This window comes from Mangrovicoccus sp. HB161399, assembly GCF_013184745.1.
Lineage (GTDB): Bacteria > Pseudomonadota > Alphaproteobacteria > Rhodobacterales > Rhodobacteraceae > Mangrovicoccus.
Window position 1 is genome coordinate 11,748 of the sequence record NZ_JAATVU010000043.1, and the last position, 26,421, is coordinate 38,168.

Sequence of the window (26,421 nt, forward strand, 5' to 3'; positions counted from 1 at the left end):
CTACAAGCCCGGCCCCGCTTTGCATCCCGCAAAATCTGCTCCGGCATCCTAGGTGCCGCGGCTGATATATCGGAGAACCTCGGACATCGGGATTTCGGGCGACCACCAGCCGCCATGCGGCGTTGACGGATCCGGAAGCCAGACCCGGTAGGTCCCGGTCTGGCCCTCGCCCGTGGGCGGCGTCCGGTGGATGACCATCGAGCCTTCGCCCAGCGGGCGGCTCGGGCGGACGGAGGACGGGTCGGGGCTGCTTATGATCACGGCATGGGACTGGTTTGCCGTGTTGCCCTCGCCCATGTAGTCACGCTGGTATTCGCGCCCATGGGCGGCATCGCGTTGCTGGCGAATCTGGTCGGTATCGTAGACGACCCGCTCGCTGCCATCCGGCATCCGCTCGCCCGACACGGATTTGACGTCGATGATATGGACCGAACCGTCCGGATCGACGACCATCGCGCCGGTCGAACTGTCGGGCCTGGTGCCGCCGCGGGTTTCGCCTTCGGGCCGGATGGTCTCGGTCGTGCCGGCATTGTTGTTGGTCAACCCGAGTTCGGACAGGGCTGCCCTTTCTTCCGCTATTCCCCGGACATGCGACTCGACCAGCCGGTCGTAGCCCGCCGACCAAGTGTCGTAGCTCTGCTTCGGATCTGCGTCGCTCCGCTGGTACCTTTCCCAGCGCAGCTCCTTCGCGACCGGATCGATGTTGCCATCCGCATCCAGCCGGACGTCGCCGTGCATGGCTTCTTGCGCCGCGGCATCATGCTCAGCGATCCTGGAATCAAGATCGGCGTCGCTGAGTTCCTGATGCGGCCGGTCGGACGCCGGCGGCTGGCTGTCCGGAGACGTGGACTGCTGCGGGGACTCCGGCGCGGCATCTGCGTCGGGAGCAGGCGCCGGAGTGTCGGAGGGAGTTTCCGGAGCGGCATCGGCCGGTCTCTGCGCGCCGGGTTCCGCAGGCGCAGGCGCCTCCGCGGGCCTGTCGGCCGTGGTGCCCTCGGCATCTCCGTCAACCGACCTTGCCGATGGGGTTTCCCCGGGTGGGACAGCCTCGGAGGGGCTGTCGGCCGCAGCTTCCGGCGCGGCGCTCTCGGGGCCGGGCTCCGCTGCGGCGGGATCGCCCGAAAGGGCCGCGTCGACCTGTTCGGAGAGGTCGTTGCTCTCCAGCGGACGCTCGGGATCGGGGCCGTCGCCGCCGCTGCCGCAGGTCGTGTTGGCGATCCGGCAGGAAGCCCCGAGCTGGTCGCTGGTCACGTAGTCGAGCCCGTTGTCGAGCGGACGCTGCTCCTCGAAGCCCATCTCGCGCAGCGCGTCGCTCTCCACCGGCTGGGCCGGCGTCTCGGCGAATTGCGCCGCCTCGGCAGCGCGGTGCTCGGAAGTCATCTCCTCGCCGGAGCGCCCGGCCGCTTCCTGCCGCAGCTGCGCATCCTGGGCCGGATCGCGCGGCGCCTCGGCCTCATGGCGGGCCGGGGCCGCCTCCGCTTCCGGCCGCGCGGCCGGAGCCTCGGCATCCGCATCCGGGCGCCGCGCCGGGCCGCCTTCGGGGCCGGGAGGCAGCGGCGGCGCGCCCTCCCCGGCCACCACCGGGCGCTGCGGCATCTCCGGCTGGACATCCGCCCCGCTGTCGGGGGCGGGCGCGTCCCGCGCGGGCTCCGGCGCGGCGGCGGCACCCTCGGCGGGGGCTGCGGGCGCCTCCGCCTCCGGCTGGCGCGGCGCAGGCTCCGGGCCCGCTGCAGGCGCCGGCGCATCGGCAGGCGCGGCGGCCCCGGGAGGCGGCCCGCCTTCGGGCACCTCGGCATGCGGCGGCGGCGTCTCCGGCGTCCGCGGCGGCGCCTCGGCGGGATGGGCCGCGCCGCCTTCGGGCGGCGGCGCTCCGCCCTCGCCATGCGGGGCGCCGCCGCCGCGCATCGCGCCGTGCAGCCCGTGGCCCATCTGCGCGATGCCGTAGATCCCGCCCCACTCCTCGCCGAGCGCGCCCTGGATCACCGCATCCTCGATCGCGTCGAGCGTCTGGGTCTCGGCCATGTCGAAGGCCGCCTGCCGCATCGCGGCGCGTCCCGCCGCCCCCTCGACCGCGCGGATGCCCTGCAATTCGGCGGACATCTGCGCCCCGCCCGCCACGGCCAGGGTCGCGGTGCCCACCTGCATCGCGATCTCGCCCGCCTGCTTGGTGTCCTCGGTCATCTGCTCGGACTCGACCAGCAGCTCCTCCGCGGTCTGGGCGGTCATCGCGTCGACCAGGTTCTTGATGAAGAGCAGGCTCTGGTAATAGGCCGCCAGCAGACCGACCGAGATCGTCCAGCCGCCCACCGTGACCATGACGTTGCCGCAGAAGGTGATGACCGGCAGGCAGACCGGCGTGGCCCAGCCCAGCGTGGCGACGATGACCGCGGCCATGATCGCCATGACCACCCCCGCCAGCGCGACGATCGATCCGAGGATCACGGTGATGCCGGTGGCGATGTCGGCGGCGGATTTCAGCAGGTTTCCCAGCGGATCGCGGGCCCATTGCTCGCCGTCGAAAAGGTTGAGCGCGCCCGAGGCGACCTTGGAAAGGCCCGACAGCACGCCCTCCAGCGGGCCGGTCGGGTCGAAGATGCCGATCAGCGCATGGCCGATGCCCTCCATGCTGAAATCCGGCCAGCCGATCTCGGAAACCGAGCCGAACAGGTCGTCGCGCATCAGCCCGAGCGCGATCCCCGCCTTGTCCAGGCCCGACAGCCCGTCGAGATCGGATCCGTATTCCTCCTCCAGCTGGGACAGGCGCGCGGCGCGGCGCTCCTGCGCGCGCTGCTGCTCTTCCGCCTGCTTGGCGCGCTGCTCCTCGGTCAGCTCCGGCTCGCCGAAGATCGAGCTGCGCAGATCCACCCGGCGGCGGCCTTCGTAGCCGCGCGGCAGCGGCGACGGCCCCTCGGGCGCGGCCGGATCCTCGGTGCGCTGGATGGTGCCGCGGTTCTCCTTGGCCAGGGTCTCGGTGCCCGGCACACGGGCGGCGTCCTGCTGGTAGCCGGTCTGGATCGAAGCAAGCACCGCCGCACGGGCGGCCGCGCGCTTGCCGATCGCGTCGGCCTCGGCATCCATCCGGTCGGCCTCGGCCTCGATCGCCTGCGGCTTCTCGGCCACCGCCTCCACTGCGCCGCGGGCGGTCTGGGCCTCGCCCTCCATCTCGCCGATCCGGGTGTCGGTCGCCTCCGCGGCGGCAGAGGCCTCGTCGATCTGGCCGCGCGCCTCCTCGTTCTTCGCCGTCGCGGCGGCGGCATCCTGGGCCAGCTCGCCGGCCCGCGTCGCGGTCATCGACACCGCCTGGTCCATCGTCGCGGAATCGCCCGAGACCGAGGACATCTGCCCGGCCTGCTCCTGGTTCGATTCCGCCGCCTCCGGATCGTCCGGCGTCGTAGAGGCCGCCTCGGCCGAGGTTTCCGCCGCCTCCGACGCCATCGGCCCGCTTTCGCCCGCAGCCTCGCCGGCCTCGGCGGCATAGTCGGGCGCCTCGGCCGCCACGGTGGCGGCCTTCTCCTCGGAAGTGCCGAGCGCCGATTCCGACTGCTCGATCACCGAGCGGCGGAAATCCAGCTGCGAGCGCGCATTGCCGAGCCCGCCTTCGGCCTCGGCCACATGGGTCTGGACCAGCGCGATATTGCCCCGCATCAGCGCGGCATTGGCCTTCTCCTGGCGCGCGGTCAGGCGCATCGCATGGGCCGCATCCTGCGTCGCCTGCAGCTGGCCGGCCAGCAGCTGGACCCGCGCCTCGCCCTCGAAATCCGGCACCATCGCCTCGCCGTCGGCATTGACCGGCGCGACGATCTCCGGCGTCTCGATCTTCGGCGGTTCGGGCGGCACCGGCAGCTGCGCCGCCTCGGCCATCGCCTGCTGGGCGGCATTGAGCTCGGCCCCGGCGCCGTCGGCTGCTTTCTCCTCCGGCGGGGCCGCCTCGCCGCCGCCCTGGCCCGCGGCCACCGGCTCGCCGGGCTGGTCGGCCTTGGCCTCGACCTCGGCGGCGGCGGCATCGACCTTCGGCGCCTCGGCCGCGGGACGGTCGGCATCGGGCTTGGCAGGCCCCTTCAGCGCCTCGGCCTGCGCCGCCTTCTCGGCCTCGTCGATTTCCGGCTTGGGCTCGTCGGGGTCGGGCGGATCCTCGTCGCCGACCTCCTCCTCGATCTCCTCGTTCATCCGCGATTCGGGCCCCGCGCCGTCCTCCGGGTGGCGGTTGTCGGCAGGCGCGCGCTGGATCAGGCCCGGTCCCGCCGCGCCGCCCTCGGCCTGCTGGGCGGTATGCGTGGCCTCATGCGCCATCAGCCCGGCATCCGAGGCCGACTGCCCCGGCCCGAGCCAGATGTGGTTGCGATGGGTGAAGGCCTTGGCGCCGATCGAGGCGGTGGCATCGCGCGAGCGCGCATCGTCATGCACCCGCACATCCGACAGGTCGCGGCCGAGCTGCGGCTCGATCCGCGCGCGCACCCCCGGATCCATCGGCGCGCCGGCCCCGGGCCGCGACACCGCATCGGCCGCGCCTGCGCTCGGCCGCGGCGCCGCGCCGGTCTCCTTGCGCTGGACCGCCCCTTCCTGTTCCGCCGCGCAATCCGGACAGGGCACCGCCCCGCCCGCGGCCTCGGCTTCCGCGCAGGCGCTGCACTTGCGCTGGACCGTCGCCGGCCGCCCGGCCAGGACCGCCGCCGCCATGCCCGCCCCGCCGGACACCCGGTCGGCAACCCCGTCCGCCTCCGCCTCGAAGGCGTCGCCGGGAGCATTGATCTCGAGCTTGGGCTGGATCAGCGGGCCGTCATCCGCGCCGTCCCCGCCGGGCACGGGCCCGTGCGGACTGCGCTGCAGGAAGGCCGGAAGCGGACCTGCCGCCTCCGCGCCGCCCGCGCCGAGATAGCTGGGCAGACCCGCCCGCGCCTCGCCCCCCTCGGGCGAGGCCGGCCGGGCACGGGAGGATTCGGACCCGCTGCGCCGGGCGGAGGCGAGATCTGCCATGGGTTGCTGCTTCTCCACTGGCCGGCCGGGACGGCGCCCGGTCCGGAATTGCCCGGAACCAGACTGGCCCCTGCCGGTCACCGCCCGGTCACCGGCCCGTCACGGCGTTCCGCGGCACGCTTTCGGCCGCCCGGAATTACGCCCGGAGTCGGGACCGGGGCAGGAATTCCGGACGTTGCCAAAGCGCTTGGACGGAACTCCCGCTTTCTTATGCGGCGGCTGCCCATTCCCGCTGCGCGGCCCTGCAAATCTCGGGCCGCCCCGTTTATGGAGAATCGGGCGCAGAGGGGTGTTGCCGGTTTTCCGGGCGGAGCGGCTGCCTCGGCCCGGGAATTCCTGCCGCAAAGGCCCATCTCCGCTGCATTCTTTTGCCTCCCTGCGGAGAAATCGCCGGACAGGGAAAGCCAAGCCATTTCAGAATCCTGCACCGCCGGGGACGGGAGCGCCAAACAGGGCGGACCTTGCCGCGGTCCGGAAAAACCTGCCGCCGCCGCCCGAGAAACCCCGCCATTCCTATGGCTATCCGCGCCAAAAGCGGAAAATCGTACCCAAAAGGCGGGTTTTTCGTAATAATCGGAATCGTAAAAAATACCTTAATGTTGGTGCGCGCACACAATTTCAATTGCCCTTCAGAAGGTGACCCGATGACTAGCCTTTCGGTGACGCTTTTCGGCGCGGTGCGGGTGACGGACTCAGGTTCGGACATCGACATTGCGCGGTCTGCACAGACTTTGCTGTCCTATCTCCTGCTGAACCGGGGCGGGCCGATCGCCCGGGAGAAGCTCGCCGACACGCTCTGGCACGAGACCGGGCCGGAGAAGGCAAGGTCCCGGCTGTCCACCTCGCTATGGCGGCTGCGGCGGCAGCTGGGCCATCCCGGCGGCGAGGAGCTGGTCCAGGCGACCCCCTCGGGCGAGCTGCATCTCAGCCGGTCCGCCCGGCTATGGCTCGACGTGGCGGAATTCGAGACCGAGGCAAGGCGCTGCCTGGGCATCCCGGCGGCAGAGCTCGGCGGCGGGGACATCGCCACGCTGGAGCGCGTGCTCGGCCTCTTCGCGCGCGACCTCATGGAGGGCCATTACGACGATTGGGTGCTGCTGGAGCGGACGCGGCTGAACGACCTGAAGGAGCAGTGCCTGGCGCATCTGATCCTGGCCAATCTCGAACATGGCCGCAACGAGCCCGCCATCCAGCATGGCCAGGCGCTTCTGGCGATCGATCCGCTGCGCGAGGAGGCGCACCGCTGGATCATGCTCGCCCAGGCGCGGCTGGGCCGGCCGCATCTGGTCCGCCGCCAGTTCGACGCCTGCCGCGACATCCTGCGCGAGGAACTCGGTGCCGAACCGGTGCGCGAGACCGTCGCGCTGCTGGAGCGGCTCGGCCGCCAGGGCTCCGCCGCCGCGGCGCTGCAGATGGACGCCTGCGGCTCAGGACACCGCCGCGACCTGCTGCGGCTGCGCCAGGCGGTCTCCGCGATGGAGATCCATCTCGGCGAGATCGCCGGACGTCTCGACCGCATGCTCGGCGACTGACCCATCCCCTTCCGCCCTTGAGGGCCTTCCTCCGCTCCCGGCCAGGCCGTCCCCGCCGCGGGGGCGGTTTTTTTTGTCCGCCCGCCCGGCGGTGACCGGCCCGTGACGGCGCCGTGACCGGGGCGGCGCAGTCTGGCGGCATGGGGGGACCGACTCGGCGCAGGCGCCGGGCGGGTCCCGGCAAGGGAGGCTGCGTGGACGAGGCGGATGCGACACTGGACGAGACCCGGCTTCCCGGCAGCACGTCATTCCTCCTCCGCTGCCTGCCGACCGGCGCGCAGCCGGGCGAGGCAAGGCCGCGCTGGCGGATCCGGCTCCAGCACGTGGAGAGCGGCGAGGTCGAGCATTGCGAGACCCTCGACGCGGTCGGCGACAGCCTCTGCCGCCGCGGCATCTGCCTGGAGCGCGCGGACGGGTCCGCGGGCGGCAGGCTGCGCGGATGCGTCCACCGTCTCTGGCGCAAGGTGTTCTGATGGCTGATTTCTCTTCGGTATATTCGGTCGGCGAGTCGCTCGCCCAGTATTTCCGCAACATCTATCCGGCGGAGCTGCGCGCCGATCATCCCTGCCGCTTCGAGCTGGCCGGAAGCGCCGATTTCGCCCAGGCCCAGCCCTTCGACGAGACCACGGTCTCGATCTACCTCTACCGCATCCTGCCCGACCAGTACCTGCATCCGGCGGGCTCGTCGCTGCGCGAGGGCGAAGAGCCTCGGGCGATGCCGCTCGACCTGCATTTCATGGTCTCGGTCTGGGCCGACAACACTCATACCGAGCAGCTGCTGATGACCTGGGTGATGGCGCAGCTGCACTGGAACCCGGTGCTCGACCGCTCCACGCTGATGGAGACCGGCGGCTGGGATTCCTCGGAAACCGTGCAGATCAGCCCGTCGAACATCAGCCAGGAGGATCTGAGCCGCCTCTGGGACGTGTTCGAGCCCAAGTACCGGCTGTCCTCGACCTATGTCGCCCGGGTGATCCATGTCGATCCGCCGCCCGCGCCCGTGCGGCCGCCGGTGGTGTCGCGGCGGATGGCGCCCGGCACGCTGACGGAGACGGGACGATGAGCCGGATCCGGGTCATGGAGACGCTCGACCGCCGGGCGCTGGCCGGGCTGCGGCTGGTCGACAGGACCACCGGCCTGCGCATCGAGGCGCCGCTGCGGATCACCCATCCCGCGCTGAAGATCGGCCGCAACCGCTCGGGCGACGCGGTGGTGCTGGACATCGTGCCGAGAACCGCGGCCGAGCGCGCGCTGGCCGCCCACCCGGCGGCCTTCGAGGCCCCGCCGGCGGCACCGCCGGCCGGATCGCTGAGCTTCGAGCTGCTGATCGAGGACCCTTCGGGCCGCTACCTGCCGCGGCGCTTCGCGCTGCGCCTGCCGCGGCGCCCGCCCTCGCCCGCCGACGCGGACCCGCTGCCCGCCGACCACCTGATGCGGCCGGTGGAGATCGTGATGATGCCCGCCCCCGCCGCGCCGGTCGGCCCGAACTGGTCGGGACTGCGCGCCTCGCTGTCGCGCCAGGCCGCCGATCCGGCGGACCGGCCGCTGGCCGGAGCGCTCCTGCGGGTGCTGCGCCGCGCCGACGGCGCGGAGCTGGGCCAGGGCATCGCCGACCGCCGCGGAGAGGCCTTCGTGCCGATCGTCGGCATCCCGGTCATCGACTTTTCCTCGGACGAGGATCCCGAAGCGGTGGGGCTGACCTCGGTCCCGGTGCGCCTCGAGATCCTGACCGAGCCTGCCGGACCCGCCTGGCCGCCGGATCCGGATGCCATCCTGGCCGACCCGCAGGGCTGGGGACCCGTCTCGGGCACCCTTCCCGAACCGTCCCTCCGAACCGGACGGATGAGCACCGAAAACCTCAGCCTCGTGCTGGCGCCATTGCCCTGAACAGGAGAGCGAACATGCCGGAATACCTAGCCCCAGGCGTCTTCGTCGAGGAAACGAGTTTCCGAACGAAGTCGATACAGCCCGCCGGAACCTCCACCACCGCCTTCGTCGGCCCCACGCGGCGCGGCCCGCAGGGCGTCGCCTCGGACGTGATCACCAGCTTCGGCGAGTACGAGCGTATCTACGGCGGCTCCGCGCCGCTCGATTTCGGCTCGGGCGACGTTCCGAACTACATGGCCCATGCGGTGCGCGCCTATTTCGACAATGGCGGCGCGCGGCTCTACGTGGTGCGGGTGTTCAACGGTCCGGCCACCGAGATGGCCTCGGCCCGGGTGCCCGCGACCGGCGACCAGCGCGGCACCTTCCGCGCGCGGATGCCCGGCAGCGGGTTGAACGGCGTGATCCGGCTGCGCCGCAAGATTGCCCCGGCCACCGCCCGCACGCTGGAGACGGCGCCGCAGGGATCGCTGGCCCGCGTCGCAGTTGCCAGCGCAGGCACCCCGGCCGAGGTCCGCACCCCGGACGGGCCCTTCGACCTTACCTCGGGCGCCGGGCTCGGCATCCGCGTCAACGACGCGGCTCAGGTCAACGTCCTCTTCAATGCCGGGAACACCGCCGATCTCGCCGCGGTCACGCCTGCCGAGGTTGTCGCCGCGGTCACCGCCGCAGCCATCCCCGGGCTGCTGGTGGAGGTCGACGGCAACCAGGTGGTCTTCACCACCGCCGATGCCGGCGCCACCCGCACGCTGCGCTTCGTCGGCGCGGTCTCGATCGCGCTCGGCATCAACGGGCCGCAGGTCACCGGCACGGATGCCATGACCGAGACCCTGTTCGAGAAGGGCGCCGCCTCCTGGACGGATTCCGGCGGCAACACGCTGTCGCTCGATCCGCTTCCCGGCGACACCTCGCTGGTGACGCTGAACGTCGAGGCCGTCGATGCCGGCGGCATCCCCACGGTCTACGAGAAGATCGGCTTCGGCGCCGCCCATCCGCGCAGCCTGGCGCTGGTGATGCCCGAAACCCCGTCCTCGCTCTCGGCGGCGATGGTGACCCCCTACTGGTTCGATCCGGCCGGCACGCCGACTGCGGCGCAGCTGCATGACGCGCTGTTCGCGGCGACCGATGCCGACGATCCCGACCTGGCGGTCTATGCCATGGCGGGCGGCGGCGACGGTTCCGCGCCTGTGGCGGCCGATGCCAGCCCGACCGATGCCTCGATCTCCTACGGCGACGCGCTGCTGGCGCTGGAAACCGTCGACGACATCTCGATCATCGCCGCGCCGGGCAGCTCGACGCTGGACGCCACCGATGCCCAGGGCGTGCAGAACGCGCTGATCAGCCATGCCGAGCGGATGCGCTACCGCATCGCGGTGCTCGACACCGACGAGGGCGTGAGCCCGGCGGAGGCACGCGACGTGCGGGCCCGCTTCGACAGCTCGCATGCGGCGCTCTACTACCCCTGGGTGATGGTGCCGAACCCGCTGGCGCGGCCCGGCGACGACAGCATCCCCAAGGAGCTGGCCCTGCCGCCCTCCGGCTTCATTTGCGGCATCTATGCCCGCAACGATTTCGAGAACGGCGTCTGGAAGGCCCCGGCCAACGAGGTGGTCCGCGGCGCGCTGCGCTTCGAGCGGGACATCAATACCGGCCAGCAGGAGGTGCTGAACCCCGAGGGCATCAACTGCCTGCGCAGCTTCTTCGGCCGCGGCAACCAGGTCTGGGGCGCGCGCACCATGTCCTCGGATCCGGAATGGGTCTACGTGAACATCCGCCGCTATTTCAACTTCCTCGAGAAGTCGATCGACGACAGCACCCAATGGGCGGTGTTCGAGCCGAACGGCGAACGGCTCTGGGCCAACATCCGCGAGACGGTGTCGTCCTTCCTCTACGGCCAGTGGCGGGCCGGGGCGCTGATGGGGTCCACCCCCGAGGCGGCCTATTTCGTGCGCTGCGACCGCTCCACCATGACCCAGGACGATTTCGACAACGGCCGGCTCATCTGCGAGATCGGCGTCGCCGCGCTCAAGCCCGCCGAATTCGTCATCTTCCGCATCGGCCAGAAAACGGCCGACAGCTAAAGGAGCCTCGACATGGCAGACCGCAAGGGCAATCCCTACCACCCGTTCAACTTCGAGGTCGACGTGGATGGCGGCGGCATCGGGGCCGGCTTCGCCGAGTTCTCGGGCCTCGGCACCGAGTTCGAGGTCGCCGAGTACCGTTCCGGCACCGACAAGCGCAACGTCGTCCAGAAGGTCCCCGGCAAGTACAAGGTCTCGGACGTCACGCTGAAGCGCGGGGTGATCAACTCCGACAAGCTCTTCGCCTGGCTGAAGGCGCTGCAGGACGGCGACTTCGAGTCCGGCAAGCGCACCGTCACCGTGAAGATGCGCGACGAGGCGAACAAGAACGTGGTCCAGAGCTGGACCCTGATCGACGCCTTCCCGATCAAGTACACCGCGCCGACGCTGAACGCGAAGGGCGGCGGCGATGTCGCGATGGAGGAGCTGACGCTCGCCGTCACCGACATCCAGATGTCGCAGGAGGCCTGAGGCATCCGATGGTGGGGCTGGTCTTCGAAACGGCGAACCAGGGCAGGACGGCGGATCCGAACCGGATGGATGTCGCCGCCATCATCGGGCTGGCCGGGCTGCGCGCCCCGGCCGGCCTGCCCCTGCCCGACGGCCCGGCCCTCCATGAAAACGACGGCACCGGCACGGCGCGGCTCGACGGGCTCGGCCGGCCGGTGCCGAGCGCCGACGCCGTGCTGAACCGCCTGCGCCAGCGGCTGGAGGCCGAGGGCTGGGGGCCGCGGCTGGAGGCGACCGGCGGGCAGATCGCCGACATTCCGGTGCGGCTGCGCAGCTTCGACGAATTCGCCGCCATCTTCGCGGTGGCCGCCCGGCCCGACCGGCAGGCGGTGGTGCGGGGGCGGCCGCTTCCCGACCCCGTGACGGTCACGGCGGCAACCGCGCTGGCGGTGGTGAATGTCGACGGCACGGACCGGGAGATCGCGCTGCCGCCCGGCGGCATGGCGCGGGAGGATCTGCGCGCGGCCCTTCAGGCCGGGCTCGGCAGCGCGGCGGACGTGGCGCTGGAACCGGTGTCGGGCACGGGCTACGCCGCGCTGGCCTTCCGCCGCCGCGCCACCGGGCAGCCGGGCAGCCTGACGGTCTACGCCAATGACGCCCTCGGCTTCGCCGTGGCAGGACACGATGCCGCCGGGACCGCCGCCAGTCCGCTGGAACTGGCCGTGGCCGGCTTCTTCGAGGGCGGCGGCCGCGAGGCGGTGGTGATCCGCACGGGCGATCCGGCGCCGCTGGTCTGCAGCGCGGCCGAACGGCTGGCGGCGCTGCGGCTGGTGCTCGGCATCGGCGCGGATGCCCTGCCCGGGGCCGCGACGCTGGCGGATTGGCAGGGAGCGGCCCTGCCCGCGCTGGCCTCCTCGGCGATGGCCCAGGCCGACTGGCGCGGCTGCGCCGTGCTCAACGCGCTGCCCGACGTCACCCATGTCCTGTTCCCCGACCTGCCGGAACTGCTGCAGGAACTGGAGCCCGCCGCGCCGCAGCCCGTGCTGCCGGACCGGCCGCCCGAGGTCTTCGCGGTCTGCGCCGCCGACCCGGCCCCAGGCCAGGCGGGCGCGGCCGAGGCGCTCGCCCCGGCGCGGTCGGGCCTGGCCGGGCTGCAGGTCTGGTCCGCGCTCGCCCAGTGGCTGGATGTCCAGCTGCGCCGGATCTCCCCCGAGCTCATCTGCCTTCTCGCGCTGCCCCTGCCCGACCGCAGCGCTGCGGCCCGCCTGCCGGAGCTGCTCTCGTCGATGGCGCAGGGCAGCGGCGGCTTCGCGCGGCTGTCCTCCGACCGGGTGCAGGTGGTCTACCCTTGGGTGGTCTCGCCGCTCGCCCGCGGCTATCCCGGCACGGCGATGCCCGCCGACGGCCTTCTGGCCGGGATCATCGCCGGCTCGACGCTGGCACAGGGCGCCTGGCGCACCGTCGCGGGACGCGCCCTGCCGCGGGTCCTGTCCATCCTGCCGGATGCCCGTCCAGCCCCCGATCCCGATGCCGGCGCGCTGGCGCAGCTGACGCTGCTGGGCCGCCGCGCCCGCGGCTGGCAGGTGCTCAGCGACCGCAGCTTCACGCTGGAGACCGGCCCGGTGCAGGCGGGCGTGCGGCGGCTGATGGCGCTGGTGCTGCGCGCCGCGCGCCGCCAGGGCGAGCCGATGGTGTTCCGCGGCAACGGCGACCGGCTGGCAGCCGAGATCGCCTATGGTCTGGGCACGCTGCTGCGCCGGATCTGGCGCGAGGGCGCGCTGCGCGGCGCCACCGAGGCCGAGGCCTTCTCGGTCGTCTGCGACGGCTCGACCATGTCGGCGGCCGACCGCGATGCCGGACGGCTGGTCGCGCAGGTCACCCTCGCCCCGGCCCAGTCGGTCGAAACCATGATCATCAGCCTCGCCGCGCGCGACGACGGCGCGCTGGTGCCGGAAGGAGCCGCGCCATGAGGGAATATTTCCACAGCTTCCGCTTCCGTGCCGATTTCTTCGATTCCGATCTCGGCAGCGGCGAGACCGGCAGCCCGCAGCAGGTGGCCGGCGCCGCCTTCTCGGGGTGCGAGGGGCTAGAGGCGTCGATGGAGAGCTTCGAGATCAAGGAGGGCGGCTGGAACTACGGCACCCGCCAGCGTGCCGGGCGCACCAGCTTCGCCACCGTCGTTCTCAAGCGCGGCATGAGCGCGGACCGCGGACTGTGGCACTGGTTCGAGGCGGTGGCGGGCGGCAGCTATGCCTACCGGCTGAACGCGCTGATCACCGTGCTCGACCCCTCGCAGCCGGTCGACCACGCCACCGGCGTGCTGCAATGGGAGCTGCTGAACGCGCTGCCCGTCAAGTACAAGGCCGCCGGACTCGACGCCGCCTCATCGGAAATCGCCATCGAGGAGCTGCACCTGAACCACGAGGGGCTGAAGCTGCACCATCCGGCGGCAGCGGGAGGCGCGGCATGACCGGCTTCGTCCAGGCTACGATCTCGCCCGCGACCGACGCGAAGGGCAAGCCGCTGACCGGCCCGCCCCCCGCAGACAAGGTCGTGACGGTGCATTTCAACCCCGAGAAGCTGGACATCCGGCTGACAAACAACCTCAAGAAGGGCAAGGGCAAGCAGGCGCCGCAGCTGATCAGCGAGGCGACCGCGCAGCTCTCGGCCGAGCTGGTCTTCGACACCAGCGGCACCGGCGTCGACGTGCGCCAGCATACCGGCAAGCTCGCCGCCTTCCTGGAACCCGGCGAGGCCGATGCCAAGGAGAAGGGCGCGCCGCAGATCGTCAAGTTCGAATGGGGCACCATCGCCTTCGAGGGCTATATCGACAGCTATTCGGAATCGCTGGATTTCTTTTCCGAGAACGGCGTGCCGCTGCGGGCCTCGGTCTCGCTGTCGCTGACCCAGTCCGAACGCAGCTTCAAGCCGAAGGAAAACGCCGAAAGCGCCGCAGTGGGCGGGGCCAGCCCGTTCGGATCGTCCTCGCCGCTCGCTCCGGCCACCGGCGACGGCGCCCAGGCCGATGCCGCCGCGGCGGAGGCCAACGGGCTGGAAAACAGCCGCTTCCCCGATGCCGCGCAGGTGGAAACCGCGCCGGGCGGCGGGCTGGGACGTCCCCCGGCCGCCTTCGCCGCCGCAGGGGCCGGGCTGTCCGCCGGGATCGGCGGCGGGGTGTCGGCGGGGGTCGGCGGCTCGGCCGGCATCTCCGCGGGCCTCTCCGGCGGGATCTCGGCCGGCGTGTCAGGCGGGCTTTCGGCCGGAATCTCGGGCGGCATTTCCGGCGGCGCCTCGGCGGGTTTCTCCGCGGGCGTGTCGGGCGGCGCGGGCCTGTCGGCCGGGGTCTCCGGCGGCGTCTCGGCGGGTCTCGGCGGCGGGATCTCCGCCGGGCTGCAGGGCGGCACCGCCGCGGCTTTCTCCGGCCTGTCGGTGCGCGGCCCGTCGGTCTCCGCCAGCTTTTCGAAATCCGCCGCCGCGCCGCCCCCTGCCGGGGCCGCCGGCGGCGTCCAGCTCGGTGGGCGGGCCAGCGCCTCGGCCGGGGCCAGCTTTGCCGCGCCGGTCGGCCGCGGCACCGCGCGGATCACGTATCAGGGGGACTGAGCCATGCCTGTCATCATCAACGAGCTGCTGACCGAACTGCCGCCGCAGGAGGCCCGGCCCCGCCCGGCCCAGCTGCCCGGTCCCGAGCCGGTCGATGCCGAGGATCCCGTCCGCAACGCGCTGCGCGCCGCCGCCCGCGCGGAATGGCGCAGCCGCCGCCTGAGCGCGGAATAGGGGGGCGCGATGACCATCCAGCCCGCCGCAAGCGACCTCGCCGTCTACAGCGCCCGCCCCCGGATGGAGATCGCCGGGTCCGAGGACCTGCTGGCGACCCGGCTGATGCGCCGCCTGGAGATGCGCGAGACCGAAGGCGGGCTGTCCTCGCTGGAGGTGCAGTTCGAGAACGCCGCGACCGGGAGCGCGGACGGCGCGGATTTCGCCTTCGAAGGCTCCGCCAACGACCAGCTGTCGCTCGGCGCGGAGATCCGCGTCGTCACCGGGCCGCGGGACGACCCGCAGGAGATCTTCCAGGGCACGGTCTCGGCGCTGGAGCTGGTGCTGGAAATCGGCAAGACGCCCGCCCTGACGGTGATGGCCGAGGATGCGCTGATGGCGATGCGGCTGGCGCGGCGCACCCGCCTGTTCGAGGCAGGCACGCTGCAATCCGTCGCCGAGACGCTGGCAGGCGACAGCGGGCTGCGGCTGGAAGCCGACGGGCTCGACATGGAGACCGGGCCCGACCTGCAGCTGAACGAGACCGACCTGGGCTTCCTGCGCCGCCTGCTGGGGCGGCATGACTGCGACTGCCAGATCGTCGGCACCGTGCTGCAGGCCGCGCCGCGCGCGGCCGGGGCCCGCGGCGATGTCGCGCTGGCCTATGGTGACACGCTGCTGGAGCTGCGTGCCGTCGCCGACCTGGCGGACCAGGTCGGCGCGGTGACCTGGTCGGGCTGGGATCCCTCGACCTCCGAGCGGATCACCGCCGAAAGCAGCGGCAGCGCCACCGGTCCCGGCAGCGGCCGCGACGGCGCCGCGGTCCTCGCCGAGGTCTTCGGGCAGCGCAGCGAACATGCCGGCGCCCATGCCGTGCGCGATGCCGGCGAAGCGCAGGCGCTGGTCGACACTCTGTTCCAGCGCCGCGCCCGGCGCTTCGTCTCGGTCGAGGGCACCGCCACCGGCGATCCGGCGATCCGCATCGGCGCGACGCTGGAGCTTTCGGGCATCGGGCCGCGCTTCTCCAACCGCTACGCCGTGACCGAAACCATCCACCGCTTCGACGAGGAAAACGGCTACCGCACCGAATTCCGCGCCGAATCCGCCTATTTCGGAGGCTGACCATGAACATGCCCGTCCATCCTGTTGCCCTGAGCCAGCCGCTCACCCTCGGCGTGGTGCGCAATGTCGACGATCCCGACGGCCAGGGACGCGTGGAGATCGAGCTGCATGCCTGGAACGGCGCCGGCGGCCAGGAGGGCCGGAGCTGGGCGCGGGTCGCCCAGCCCTTCGCCGGCAGCGGCTACGGCGCGGTCTTCGTGCCGGATGTCGATGACGAGGTGCTGGTCGCCTTCCTCGACGGCGACAGCCGCTGCCCGGTGGTGATCGGTTCGTTCTACACCGGCAACCGCCATCCGCCCGAGACCGCGGCTGAGGGCGGCGCGGTGAAACGCTGGGCGCTGGCGGGACATGCGGGCACCAAGGTGCTGCTCGACGAAAGCGCGGGCTCGCGCGTGCTGGCGGAAACCGCAGGCGGCGTCTCGGCCGAGCTCGACGACAGCGGCGGCGGCAGCCTGACGCTGACCGCGGGCGGCTCGACCGTCACGCTCGACAGCTCGGGCATCACGATCGAGACCGGCGGCACAGTGACGGTGAACGGATCGACCATCTCGGCCTCGGCCGGATCGGTCTCGGTCAGCGCCGGCATCGCCGACTTCTCTGGCGTGGTCCATTGCAACACCCTGTCCACCACCACCGTGGTGGCCTCGGTCTACACTCCGGGAGCGGGCAACGTATGGTAGGACATGCCACCCTCCTGCGCGGCACGAAGCTGCCCGGCCTCGCCGATCCCGGCGCCGCGCCGGTGATCATCGGGCTTGCCGACCAGAATTTCGTCGCCGCCTTCCTCAAGCGGATGGCCGATGCGGACGGACGCCGAGTGCTGGCGGACGGCGCCGGCCGGATGCGCCGCGGCGCCGACAGCATCCTGCGTCTGCAGCAGCCGGTCCACCGCATGTTCAACATCGCCGCGGTCGAGGCGCATTGCGCGACCGACGGGCAGCCGCGGCTCGACCCGGCGAAGATCCTCGCCTCCGGCCTCTGCGTCCGGCGGCGGATCGGCAGCGGGAGCGACGCGACCGTGCAGGGCTGGATGACCGCGGGCGAAAAGGTGCTGGGCTGGCGCGACCTGCCCGGCGAGGCGACCGGCGATCCGCCCGCCTGGGATCCCGATCCGGAGATGCGCAGCACCCAGTCCCGGGGACTGAACCGCAAGGTGCTGCGACAGGGGCGGCGCATCCTGCCGGCCCATTCCGGCTGGACCGAGGATTCCGCGCCGCTCTTCGCGGTGCCGCCCGCCCTTGCCGGCAGCATCGGCCGAACGGTGCTCTACGGCATGGTGCCGGTGACAAGCGACGCGCGCTCCGAGGACGACCCGGCCCCGGAAGCGCCGTTCTCGGCGGCGGATGTCGCGGCGCGGCTGCCCGCGATGCTGATGGCCGATCCCGGCGGCGCGCAGCTGCCGTCCGCGGGCGGCGGCACGCTATACGGCACCAGCACCGGCGCGGCGGCAGAGGCCCTGACCGCGGCGGTCAGCTATCTCGCGCAGGAGCCGGGGCTGTTCAGCGACGAGGGCGCCGCCGCGCTGCGCGACCGGCTGTCCGCGACCGTCCTGTCGCGCCCCTCCGAGCAGGACGAGGAAGTCAACGAGGACGTCACCTTCTACGACGCGCTGCTGGAAGCCTACGAGCTGCGCGTCACCCGCAGCCGCAGCTCGATGATCCTGCCCTATTCCTGGCCGGCGATCTCCGAGGACGCCGAGGAGGACATCGTCGCCGACATCCTGGCCGCCATGTCGGCCCGCTGGGCGCGGCTGTCGCCGGTGGAGGCGCGGTTCGAGGATCTCTCCGCCCGCTACGAGGTCGCGGCCTGGCTGCGCCTCGCGGGCGACTGCGGCTGCCCGCCGAAGACCATCTGGAGCGCGCCGTCCGAGCCCTTCGAGATCGTGCCCTGGTACGAGGGCGGCGACGCCCCGCCGACGGTGGTGGAACTGCCGCGGCTGACCGACGGATTCTACGGAAAGCTCAAGCCGAACGTCGCCTTCAAGGTGCCCGAGGAAATCCAGCAGTTCATGTCCGGGCTGAAGCTCGGCGACCTGTCGGACGGCAACGCGCCGGGCAAGAAGCTGGGCTTCGGCATGATCTGCGGCTTCTCGATCCCGATCCTGACGATCTGCGCCTTCATCGTGCTGCAGATCTTCCTGGTGCTGTTCCACCTGCTGTTCTGGTGGCTGCCCTTCATCCGGATCTGCATTCCCTTCCCCACCATCGAGGAGGACGACGGATGACCTCTGCCCGGCTTGCCCCCGCCCTGCGCCCGGCCGGCGCCGCGCCCGACCCGCTCGGCTGGCCCTTCGCGCCGCAGCCGCAGGAGGGCGGCCTCGCCCATCCCGCGCTGGAGAAGAGCGTGCGCGACCAGATCCGCATCATCCTGGAGACCGCGCCGGGCGAGATGCTGCTGCATCCCGATTTCGGGGCCGGGCTGGCCGACCTGCTGCACGAGCCCAACACCCTGACCACGCGCAAGCGCGTCCATGACCGGATCGCCCGCGCCCTCGCCCTGTGGGAGCCGCGGATCGCGGTCGAGGGCATCGAGGTCTGGGAGCTGGAGGACCGGCCCGACACGCTGCGGGTCGAGCTGACCTACCGTTTGCTGCGCACCGGCTCGGGAAGCCGGATGCTGTTCGACCTGGCGATGGGAGGCTGAGCCCGTGCCGATACCGTACTACAACCTTCACGACCGCAGCGCCGAGGACCTCGCCGCAGAGATGATCGCCCAGATCCCGGCGCATACCCCGGACTGGCGCAACCCGCGTCCGGGCGATCCCGGCCGCGCGCTGATCGACCTGTTCGCCTGGATGGGCGACCGGCTGCTCTACCGGGTCAACCTGCTGCCCGAGCGCCAGCGGCTGGCCTTCCTGCGGCTGCTCGGCATGCCGCTGCTGCCTGCGGTGCCTGCCGCGGGTCTGCTGCAGCTTGCCCATTCCAACCCGCGCGACACCGCCCGTGCCGCGGTGTCCGCACGGGTGCGGGTGCCGGGCCCGGCGGAGTTCGAGACGCTTGCCGAGGCCCAGATCGCGCCGCTGGACGGGCGCTGCTACCTCAAGCGCCGCCCCAGCGATGCCGAGGCCGGCAGCCTGACAGCGGTGCAGCGCGAGCTGGAGGAGGTCTACCGCCTCTCGGGATCCGATCCCTACGTGACCACGCCGCTCTTCCAGGGCGGCCGCGGCACGCCGGAGGGCGTCGACATCGCCGCCGAGGCGGTCGACCAGAGCCTGTGGATCGCGCTGCTCGCCCGCGTCCCCGAGGACCGCGAAGCCGCGCGCGCCGCCTTCTCGCGCGAGGACCGCGGACCGCTGGTGCTGAATGTCGGCCTCGCCCCCGCCGAACGCGTCGAGGAAGACAGCGACGATCCGCTCGGCAGCGCCGTGCAGGCGGGCGACTGGGTCTGGCAGATGCCCCTGGCCACCTCCGCGGACGGCGCCACCGCCAGCCCGCCGGGCTATCTGACGCTCGCGCCAACCGGCACCGACACCACGGGCGGGTTCCGCCGCGCGGGCATCGTCCGGCTGGTCATGCCCGAACCCGCCGAACTCGGCCTGCCCGAGAACGACCCCGATGCCGATGTCGATGCCGGGGTCGGCGACCGGCCGCCGCGGATCGACGATCCGGAAACCGCCGCCCGGCTGGTCAGCTGGATCCGGCTGCGCCCCGCCCGCACCGCGCCGCGGCTTGCCCTGGCCTGGGCGGGCGTCAACGCGGTCGAGGTGGAGCAGCGCCGCAGCCTGCGCAACCTGTCGCTCGGCGTGTCCGACGGATCCGCCGACCAGCGCTTCCAGCTGCCCGCGGGCTCGGTCGATCCCGCAAGCCTGGTGCTGGCCGTGCAGCGCGGCGACGGCGCCTTCGAGCAGTGGAGGCGCATCGAGGACCTGCATTTCGCCGGGCGCGACGACTCCGCCTTCCAGCTCGACGCCGAGGCCGGGGTGATCGGCTTCGGCGACGGCGTGCGCGGACGGGTGCCGCAGGCAGGCGCCCGCGTCCGGGTGATCGAGATGCGCCATGGCGGCGGCAGGGCCGGGAACCTTGCGGCCGGCACGCTGGCGGCGATCTCGCAGCCGCGGCTGTCCGCGCTGCAGCCGCTCGCCACCCGCGGCGGCGCCGAGGCCGAGACGCTGGACGAGGCGGAGAAGCGCCTGCCCTCGCGGCTGCGCCACCAGGACCGGGCGGTGACCGAGACCGACTACGCCGATCTCGCCCGCGGCACGCCCGGCGTCGACATCGCCCGCGTCCAGGTGATGCCGCGCTTCCGCCCGTTCCAGCGGCTCTCCGACGTGCCCGGCGTGGTCACCGTCCAGGTGGTGCCCGCCCCGGCCGTGCTGAAGGCGCCGCATCCGCGCGCCAGCCGCAGCCTGATCCAGGCGGTGCATGACCGGCTCGACGCCCGCCGCATGGTCGGAACCGAGATGTACGTGGTCGGCATCGACTACGTGCCGGTCGCGGTCTCCGTCTCGGTCGGGCTGGTCGCCGGGCATGCCACCGACACCGTGACCCGCAGCGTCGAGGAGGCGCTGCGCCTGAGCCTCTTCCCCGCCGCGCCGGGCGGGCGCGACGGCGCGGGCTGGCCCTTCGGCCGCGCGCCGAGCAACCTGGAGCTGGAGGTCGCCGCCGCCCGCACCGAAGGCGTCCGCGCGGTCTTCGGGCTGAACCTGTTCCTCCGGGGCAGCGACGGCAGCTGGCAGGTCGCGCCCTCGGCCCCCGGCCATCCCGCCCAGGCGGTCGCGCTGGAACGCTGGCAGCTGCCGGAACTGCGCGACGTGCTGGTGGTGACCGACGCAACCGAGGCGCCGGGCAGCCCGCTTCCGCCCGGAACCGGATCGGGCGGAAGCGGAAGCGGCTCCGCCCAGCCCATCCCCGTCGTGCCGGAGCTCTGCTGATGGATGCCAACCGCCACCGCTTCTGGATGATCGACCGTGCCGCGCAGCTGGAGACCGGCGCCGGCACCCACTGGTCGGCAGGATGCCGTGCGCTGGCCCTCGCCGGATCGGCCCCGGCCGCGGAGACCGCGCAGCCGCGCAGCCAGGCGCTGGCGCTTGCCGGAATGGCGCCGGTGGCCGCGGATGCGGCCGGCAACTACGCCTGGACCGACGGCACCGACATCCTTGCCGCGGGCGTGGCCGAGGAACCGGTCCTGCTGGTCTCCGATCCGCTCGGGGGCATGGCGGTCTCGGACATGGCGATGACGCCCGAGGGCGTTCTGGTTCTCTGCGGCGGCAGCGAGGGGAACGGCCGGGTCGCGCTGGTCGACTGCCGCGGCCGCTGGGCGATCCCGGCCGTGCTGGACCTGCCCGGGCTGCAGCCCGACCGGATCGCGGTCTCGGGTCCCGCGGTCTGGGTCCTGGAGCGCTCCGGCGGCCGGGTCTTCGCCCTCGCCGGGATGCCGCTGTCCGACCATGCCGCGCGGTTCCGCGCCTTCCGCCGCTTCCAGCCCGAGACCGATTACCTGGACCCGCCCCGGCTGATCGAGCAGGCGCCGGTCGGGCTGGCCCCGAACGAGCGGATCGCCGATGCCGCGGCCTCGCCCGAGGGCATGCTGGCGGTGCTGGTGCTGTCGCATCCGAATGCCCGCCGCGCCCATGCGGTGTTCCGCGCGCCGGGCGGCGCGGAGACCCGGCTGGAACTGCCGCAGCGCGGCTTCCCCGGCTGCCTCGGCTGGCTCGGGCCGCGGCGGCTGGCGGCGATCTATCCCGGCGCGCCCGCGGCGCTCGGCTTCGACATCGGCCCCGGCGAGGCGCCGCAGGAGATCTCTCTGGCACCGGCGCGGCTGCCGCTGCGGGCGCGGGAGAATGCCCGGCTCTGCCGCGGGGCGTCCTGGCCGGTCCCGGTCACCGCGGGGGCCGCGGAGGCCCGGCCGCAGAAGCCCGTGCCGCTGCGCGCGCTGTCCCTGCCCGGCTATGCCGCTTCGGGCACCGCGCGGCTGGCCGATCCCTTCGACTGCGGCAGCCCCGGCGCGGAATGGCACCGGCTGGTGATCGAGGCCGTGCTGCCGCCGGGATGCGGGCTGGCGGTCGACCTGGCCGCGGCGGACAGCCCGGAGGAGCTGGCGGAGGCGCCGCGCTGGCGGCATGTCTTCGGCGGGTCCGAAGCCGGGCCGGACATCCCCAGGGGCGCCTGGCTGGGCGAAGCCTCGGAGCTGCCGCATCATCCCGGCCTGCTCGGCACCGCGCCCGAACGGGACCGCGCGGGGGCCTTCTCGGTCCTCGTCCAGCGCGGCGGCATGCGCGACCGGGCCCTGCGCGGGCGCTACCTCGCGGTCGAGCTGACCCTGGCCGGCACCGGCCAGGCGACGCCGAAGATCGCCGCGCTGCGCGCCTATGCCGAGCGCTTCTCGCTGGTGGAGAACTACCTGCCGCCGGTCTTCCGCAAGCGGCAGGACGCCGACCCCGAGGCCGCGGGCCCCGCTGACGGCGCCGATTTCTACGACCGGTTCGCGGCGCTCTTCGAGCACCAGCTGACCCGGATCGAGGACAAGGTCGCCGCCGCCTACCTGCTGACCGCGCCGGAGGCCGCGCCGCCCGCGGCGATGGACTGGCTGGCGGGCTGGATCGGCCTGTCGCTGGCGCCCGGCCTGCCCGAAACCGCGCGGCGGCAGATGCTGGCCGCCGGGACCTGGCTGCACCGCCGCCGCGGCACGCTGGAAGGCATGGCCCGCGCGCTCGACATCGCGACTGGCGGCGAGGTCACCCGCGGCGGCATCGTCATCATCGAGGATTTCCGCCTGCGCCGCACCTTCGCCACCATTCTCGGGGCCGATTACGGGCGGCGCGAGGACCCGATCCTCGCGGGCTTCGTCGAAAGCGGCAATTCCATCGTCGGGCCCGGGCTGTTCCTCGGCGACGGGACGTCCGGAGGGCTGGGCGAGGAGGAGCGCGCCGAGCTGCTGTCGCTCTATTTCGGCGCGGAGAGCGATCTCGATGCGGCGGCCGTCTTCGCGAAGCTGGCCTTCCAGGTGACGGTGCTGGTCCATGCCGACCTGCCGGATGCTGCCTTCGGCCTGGTCCGCCGGATCGCGGACGAGCTCGCCCCCGCCCATGTCGCGCTGCGCTTCGCCACCGGCTCGCAGCCCCTGCGGCTGGGGCTCTACAGCCTGCTTGCCGTGGACACCTATCTCAGGCCGCGCCCCGGCCTGCCCGCCATCCGGGTGGACGAAACCATTCTGGGCGAGGCGGCTCATGTGCGCGCCGCCCCGGCCCTCGACCCCCGCACAAATCCAGGAGAGACCCCATGACGGTTCGACAGGACAATCCCAGCCGCGAGCTGTTCCCCGAGCGCGTCGCCTATGCCAACGGGATGCTGCTGGACGATGCCGATTTCCGCGCCGAGCAGGCCTATCACCGCGGGCGGCTGGCGCGGCTGGCGCGCTACCTGCACGGCGACGGCACCGTGGCCGGGCTGGACGTCACCGCCGGAACCGGCCCCGATGCCCGGGTGACCGTGTCGCCGGGGCTGGCGGTCGACCGGATCGGGCGGCTCTGCGAGGCGCCGCAGGCGCTGTGCCTGACCCTGTCGCGCTGGTTCGAGGACCGCCAGGCGGAGCATGCCGAAGAGCTGGAGCGCGGCGGGCCGGGCACCCAGACCCGGCTGATGCGGGCCTTCCGCACCGGGGCGGGCGACACGCCCGACCATGTGCTGGCCGACGTGTTCCTCGGCTTCCGCGACTGCGAGACCGCGCTGCGCCCGGCCTTCGCGACCGGCAATTTCGACGCGCTCGACGCGGTTTCGCCGCTGCGGCTGCGCGAGGTGGCGGTGGCGACCATGGTTCTGCGCGCCGAGACCGATCCGCCGCTGCCGCGGGCCGCCCACGGCCCCGCGCTGGAGGGCGATTTCGCCGCCCGCCTGACCGCGCTCGGCGAGCGCAAGCGCCAGACCGGCTGGATCGAGGACGCGCTGTGGAACGGCGACGACGGCACGGTCGAGCCGGACATCGAGCATCCCGCCGACGTCAATCCGGCGGATGTCTTCCTTGCCCGGCTGATGCTGCCCGCCACCGCCGGCACCCCGCCCGCGCGCAACACGGCGATCGATCCGACCGCCGACAATGCCGCCCGCCACCACGCCTATTCGACCGCCGAATTGCTGGCGCTGATCGCCACAGGAGACTGACCATGTCCACCTACGTGTCGCTGACCGACCGAGAGCTGATCGACGAGGCCACCGCGGCCGAGCTGCGCGCGCAGGGCGTGCTGTCGGTCGATGCCGAGCGCTCGCTGCCCGTCTGGTTCGACGGGCGCTTCCTTGCCGCCCGCGACCTGCTGCGCGAGCAGAACTACTTCCTCACGCGGCAGGGCGACATGGCCCGCGGCATGGGGCGCGGGGTGATCGACGGGCTGGAGGTCTATCCGTCCGCCGCCGCCGATGGCGCGGGCGCGCGGCTGGAGATCCTCGCCGGGCACGGCATCGCCAAGAGCGGCACGCACCTGCTGCTGGCCGAGGATCTGCAGATCGACCTTGCGGAACTCGCCGTGGCGGACGGGGTGAATGCAAGGCTCGGCACTTCCTCCAGCCCGGCGGTCCCGGCGCAGAACCGCTCGGGGCTCTTCGTGCTGTCGCTGCGCCCGGTGGAATTCACCGCCAACAAGATCGCCTCCTACCCGACCGGCACCGACGGCACGCGCGACCTGCGCGACGGCGACCGGATCGAGGCGGTGGCGGTGACGCTGACCCCCTTCGGCGTCTCCGAGCCCGCCGCCGACAGCGGCACGCTGCGCGCCGCCGCCGCCCGGCAGATCTTCCGCGGCGGGCAGGACCTGCAGCTGGCGGCCCATGCCCTGCCGATCGCGATGATCGCGATGCGCCTGGGCAAGATCGACTGGATCGACATGCACATGGTGCGCCGCACCCTCACCGCCTCGCGCCGCGACGTGCTGGGGCTGGGGCTGGCCGACGACCAGCGGCGGCTGGCGCATTTCCACCAGTACGACATGGTGTTCCGCGAGCTGGAGCAGAGCTACCTGGAAACCGGCCGCAGCCCGGCCTGGGCCGCGCGCGAGGCGTTCCGGCTGCTGCCGGCGGCCGGGCGCATGCCGCGCGGCGCGATCGACCCGGTCGCCTTCACCCAGAGCTACTTCCCGCCCGAGATGGAAGTCGAGCTGTCGCTGATCCCCGAGGACGAGCTGCCCGCGCTGCTCGACGACAGCTTCGACCTCGCGCCGATCGACCTCGACGGCGGCGAGGCGCTGGAGAATGTCGGCGTGCTGGTGCTGGTCCCGGTGCCGCGCAGCCTGCTGGCCAGCGAGATCTCGGCGCTGCAGCCGCTGGAGCGCCAGCTGCGTCCGGCCGCGCTCTACGGCTGGGGACATGTCAAGCCGCTGGAGCGGATCGACGTGTTCCGGCTGAGCCTGGCCGACGTGACCCGCGCGGCCCAGCCGCCCGAGCCTTCGGCGACGCAATCGGCCTGGGCCGACCTGCTCGCCCGCGATGTCGGCATCTGGTATGTCCGCCGCCGCACACTGGTGCGCAATCTCGATCTCGAGGACGTGCTGGTGCCGATCGTCTCCGAACCGGTCGAGGAGCCGGGCGGCGGGGACGGCGGCGGCGGGGACGGCGATGGCGGCGGCGATGGCGGCGGCGGCGATCCGGTGCCAGTGCCGGAGCCCACTCCGCTGGAGCTGGTGCTGCGGCGGATAGAAGGCTACGGCGATCTCGCGGAGTTGGCCAAGGAGGCGCTGGAGGCCGGCGACGACCGCGCCGCGGCGCTGCTCGACTACTACGGCAGCGGCACGACGGCCGACAATCCGCTGCAGGTGGCGGTGGCGCTGTTCCGCACCGAGGATTCCGAGATCCCGCCGCGGCAGGTGCTGGCGATCCTGTCGGACACGCCGGTGAAGGGCTGGGCGCTGCTGCGCGCCGGCCTGCTGGGCACCGCGCCGGGCGAGGTGACCGAACGCCAGGCCAAGACGCTGGCCGTGCTGGCCGTCGGCGAGGCACTGCCGTCCTTCGTCAACCGCCTGCCCGGCATGGCCGAGACCGACCGGCTGAAGGCCATCGACCAGCTTCAGGAACTGATGGAGCAGGGCGACGCCGGGGCGGTCAACGAGTTCATGGCGAAGACCGCCGGGACCGGCGATTCCGGCCCGATCATCGCGACGCGCCCCTCCGATCCGGTCAGCCTGGTGGTGACAGACCGGCTCGTCACCGCTGACAGCGCCGCCGCCATTGCCGATCCGGTGCTGGCGCGGCGGATCGCGGCGCTGCAGGCCAAGCCCGCCGACGCCAATGTGCAGGAGACGCTGGCCAAGATCATGTCCGCGGGCAATGTCGGCACGTCGCGGATCGCGATGACCACCATCCTAGCCAATCTGGAGCCGCTGGCGCGCCTGACCCTGCGGGCGGTCACGCCGCTGAGGGTGCTCGATGCCGCGACGGTGGAAAAGCTGGCGAAGGTGGAGACCGTCCTGCTTCCGGCGGCCACGGCGGCCTCCGTCCGCGATCCCGCCGCCGCCAAGGAGGACGCGCAGGTCGCCGAGCTCGTCGGCCAGGCCACCCGGCCGGTGCAGGTCGCCGCCATCGCCGACATGGCGAAGCGGCAGGCGGCCGCCGCCTGCGACAGCATCCGCAAGGCCTGCCTTGCGCGCGGCGCGACCGCGAAGTCGGTCGCGGCTGCCATCGACCAGATCGCCGCGGGAGGCTGAG

19 protein-coding genes are annotated in these 26,421 nt (G+C 72.7%); 18 read left to right on the forward strand and 1 reads right to left on the reverse strand.

Translation table 11 applies throughout. From position 1 onward, the window contains the following. Nucleotides 1-48: 48 nt before the first annotated feature. Nucleotides 49-4,974 carry a DUF4157 domain-containing protein gene (locus tag HCC78_RS20720; protein WP_172330705.1) on the reverse strand — a complete coding sequence of 1,642 codons (4,926 nt, stop codon included), beginning with the start codon at nt 4,972-4,974 and terminating at the stop codon, nt 49-51. 644 nt (nt 4,975-5,618) lie between these two features. On the opposite strand from HCC78_RS20720, the gene HCC78_RS20725 reads away from it, so the two are divergent. The 18 genes from HCC78_RS20725 (at nt 5,619) to HCC78_RS20810 (ending at nt 26,420) form a co-directional block, all read left to right on the forward strand. After that, nucleotides 5,619-6,506, forward strand: a complete 888-nt coding sequence (locus HCC78_RS20725; protein ID WP_172330706.1) for a BTAD domain-containing putative transcriptional regulator — start codon at nt 5,619-5,621, stop codon at nt 6,504-6,506. 194 nt (nt 6,507-6,700) lie between these two features. Continuing rightward, a complete protein-coding gene (locus tag HCC78_RS20730; protein ID WP_172330707.1) occupies nt 6,701-6,979 on the forward strand; it encodes a hypothetical protein in 279 nt (92 codons plus the stop codon). After that, nucleotides 6,979-7,569, forward strand: coding sequence for a DUF4255 domain-containing protein (locus HCC78_RS20735; RefSeq protein ID WP_172330708.1), 591 nt, complete (start codon nt 6,979-6,981; stop codon nt 7,567-7,569). Before HCC78_RS20730 ends, HCC78_RS20735 begins: the two co-directional genes overlap by 1 nt. After that, nucleotides 7,566-8,393: a hypothetical protein gene (locus HCC78_RS20740; protein WP_172330709.1), complete on the forward strand. Its 828-nt coding sequence runs from the start codon at nt 7,566-7,568 to the stop codon at nt 8,391-8,393. Before HCC78_RS20735 ends, HCC78_RS20740 begins: the two co-directional genes overlap by 4 nt. 14 nt (nt 8,394-8,407) lie before the next feature. Beyond that, a complete protein-coding gene (locus tag HCC78_RS20745) occupies nt 8,408-10,471 on the forward strand; it encodes a phage tail sheath subtilisin-like domain-containing protein (RefSeq protein WP_172330710.1) in 2,064 nt (687 codons plus the stop codon). Between the two features lie 12 nt (nt 10,472-10,483). Further along, nucleotides 10,484-10,942 carry a phage tail protein gene (locus tag HCC78_RS20750; RefSeq protein ID WP_172330711.1) on the forward strand — a complete coding sequence of 153 codons (459 nt, stop codon included), beginning with the start codon at nt 10,484-10,486 and terminating at the stop codon, nt 10,940-10,942. Nucleotides 10,943-10,950: 8 nt separating this feature from the next. Then, nucleotides 10,951-12,891: a hypothetical protein gene (locus HCC78_RS20755; protein ID WP_172330712.1), complete on the forward strand. Its 1,941-nt coding sequence runs from the start codon at nt 10,951-10,953 to the stop codon at nt 12,889-12,891. Beyond that, nucleotides 12,888-13,391: a phage tail protein gene (locus tag HCC78_RS20760; RefSeq protein WP_172330713.1), complete on the forward strand. Its 504-nt coding sequence runs from the start codon at nt 12,888-12,890 to the stop codon at nt 13,389-13,391. The genes HCC78_RS20755 and HCC78_RS20760 overlap by 4 nt, the downstream gene beginning before the upstream one ends. Then, nucleotides 13,388-14,521, forward strand: a complete 1,134-nt coding sequence (locus tag HCC78_RS20765; RefSeq protein WP_172330714.1) for a hypothetical protein — start codon at nt 13,388-13,390, stop codon at nt 14,519-14,521. Before HCC78_RS20760 ends, HCC78_RS20765 begins: the two co-directional genes overlap by 4 nt. Nucleotides 14,522-14,524: 3 nt before the next feature. Next, nucleotides 14,525-14,695, forward strand: a complete 171-nt coding sequence (locus tag HCC78_RS20770) for a hypothetical protein (protein ID WP_172330715.1) — start codon at nt 14,525-14,527, stop codon at nt 14,693-14,695. Between the two features lie 9 nt (nt 14,696-14,704). Further along, nucleotides 14,705-15,796: a phage late control D family protein gene (locus HCC78_RS20775; RefSeq protein WP_172330716.1), complete on the forward strand. Its 1,092-nt coding sequence runs from the start codon at nt 14,705-14,707 to the stop codon at nt 15,794-15,796. Between the two features lie 2 nt (nt 15,797-15,798). Then, entirely contained in the window at nt 15,799-16,476 is a 678-nt protein-coding gene (locus HCC78_RS20780; RefSeq protein ID WP_172330717.1) for a phage baseplate assembly protein V, read from the forward strand. Further along, complete coding sequence (locus tag HCC78_RS20785; RefSeq protein ID WP_172330718.1) at nt 16,470-18,020, forward strand: hypothetical protein; 1,551 nt, start codon at nt 16,470-16,472, stop codon at nt 18,018-18,020. The genes HCC78_RS20780 and HCC78_RS20785 overlap by 7 nt, the downstream gene beginning before the upstream one ends. Further along, a complete protein-coding gene (locus tag HCC78_RS20790; RefSeq protein ID WP_172330719.1) occupies nt 18,017-18,439 on the forward strand; it encodes a GPW/gp25 family protein in 423 nt (140 codons plus the stop codon). Before HCC78_RS20785 ends, HCC78_RS20790 begins: the two co-directional genes overlap by 4 nt. Nucleotides 18,440-18,443: 4 nt before the next feature. Beyond that, nucleotides 18,444-20,666, forward strand: a complete 2,223-nt coding sequence (locus HCC78_RS34920) for a putative baseplate assembly protein (protein ID WP_172330720.1) — start codon at nt 18,444-18,446, stop codon at nt 20,664-20,666. Beyond that, a complete protein-coding gene (locus tag HCC78_RS20800) occupies nt 20,666-23,017 on the forward strand; it encodes a phage tail protein (RefSeq protein WP_172330721.1) in 2,352 nt (783 codons plus the stop codon). The genes HCC78_RS34920 and HCC78_RS20800 overlap by 1 nt, the downstream gene beginning before the upstream one ends. Next, nucleotides 23,014-23,892, forward strand: a complete 879-nt coding sequence (locus HCC78_RS20805) for a hypothetical protein (protein WP_172330722.1) — start codon at nt 23,014-23,016, stop codon at nt 23,890-23,892. The genes HCC78_RS20800 and HCC78_RS20805 overlap by 4 nt, the downstream gene beginning before the upstream one ends. Nucleotides 23,893-23,894: 2 nt before the next feature. Next, nucleotides 23,895-26,420, forward strand: a complete 2,526-nt coding sequence (locus HCC78_RS20810) for a hypothetical protein (protein ID WP_172330695.1) — start codon at nt 23,895-23,897, stop codon at nt 26,418-26,420. Nucleotide 26,421 lies beyond the last annotated feature (1 nt).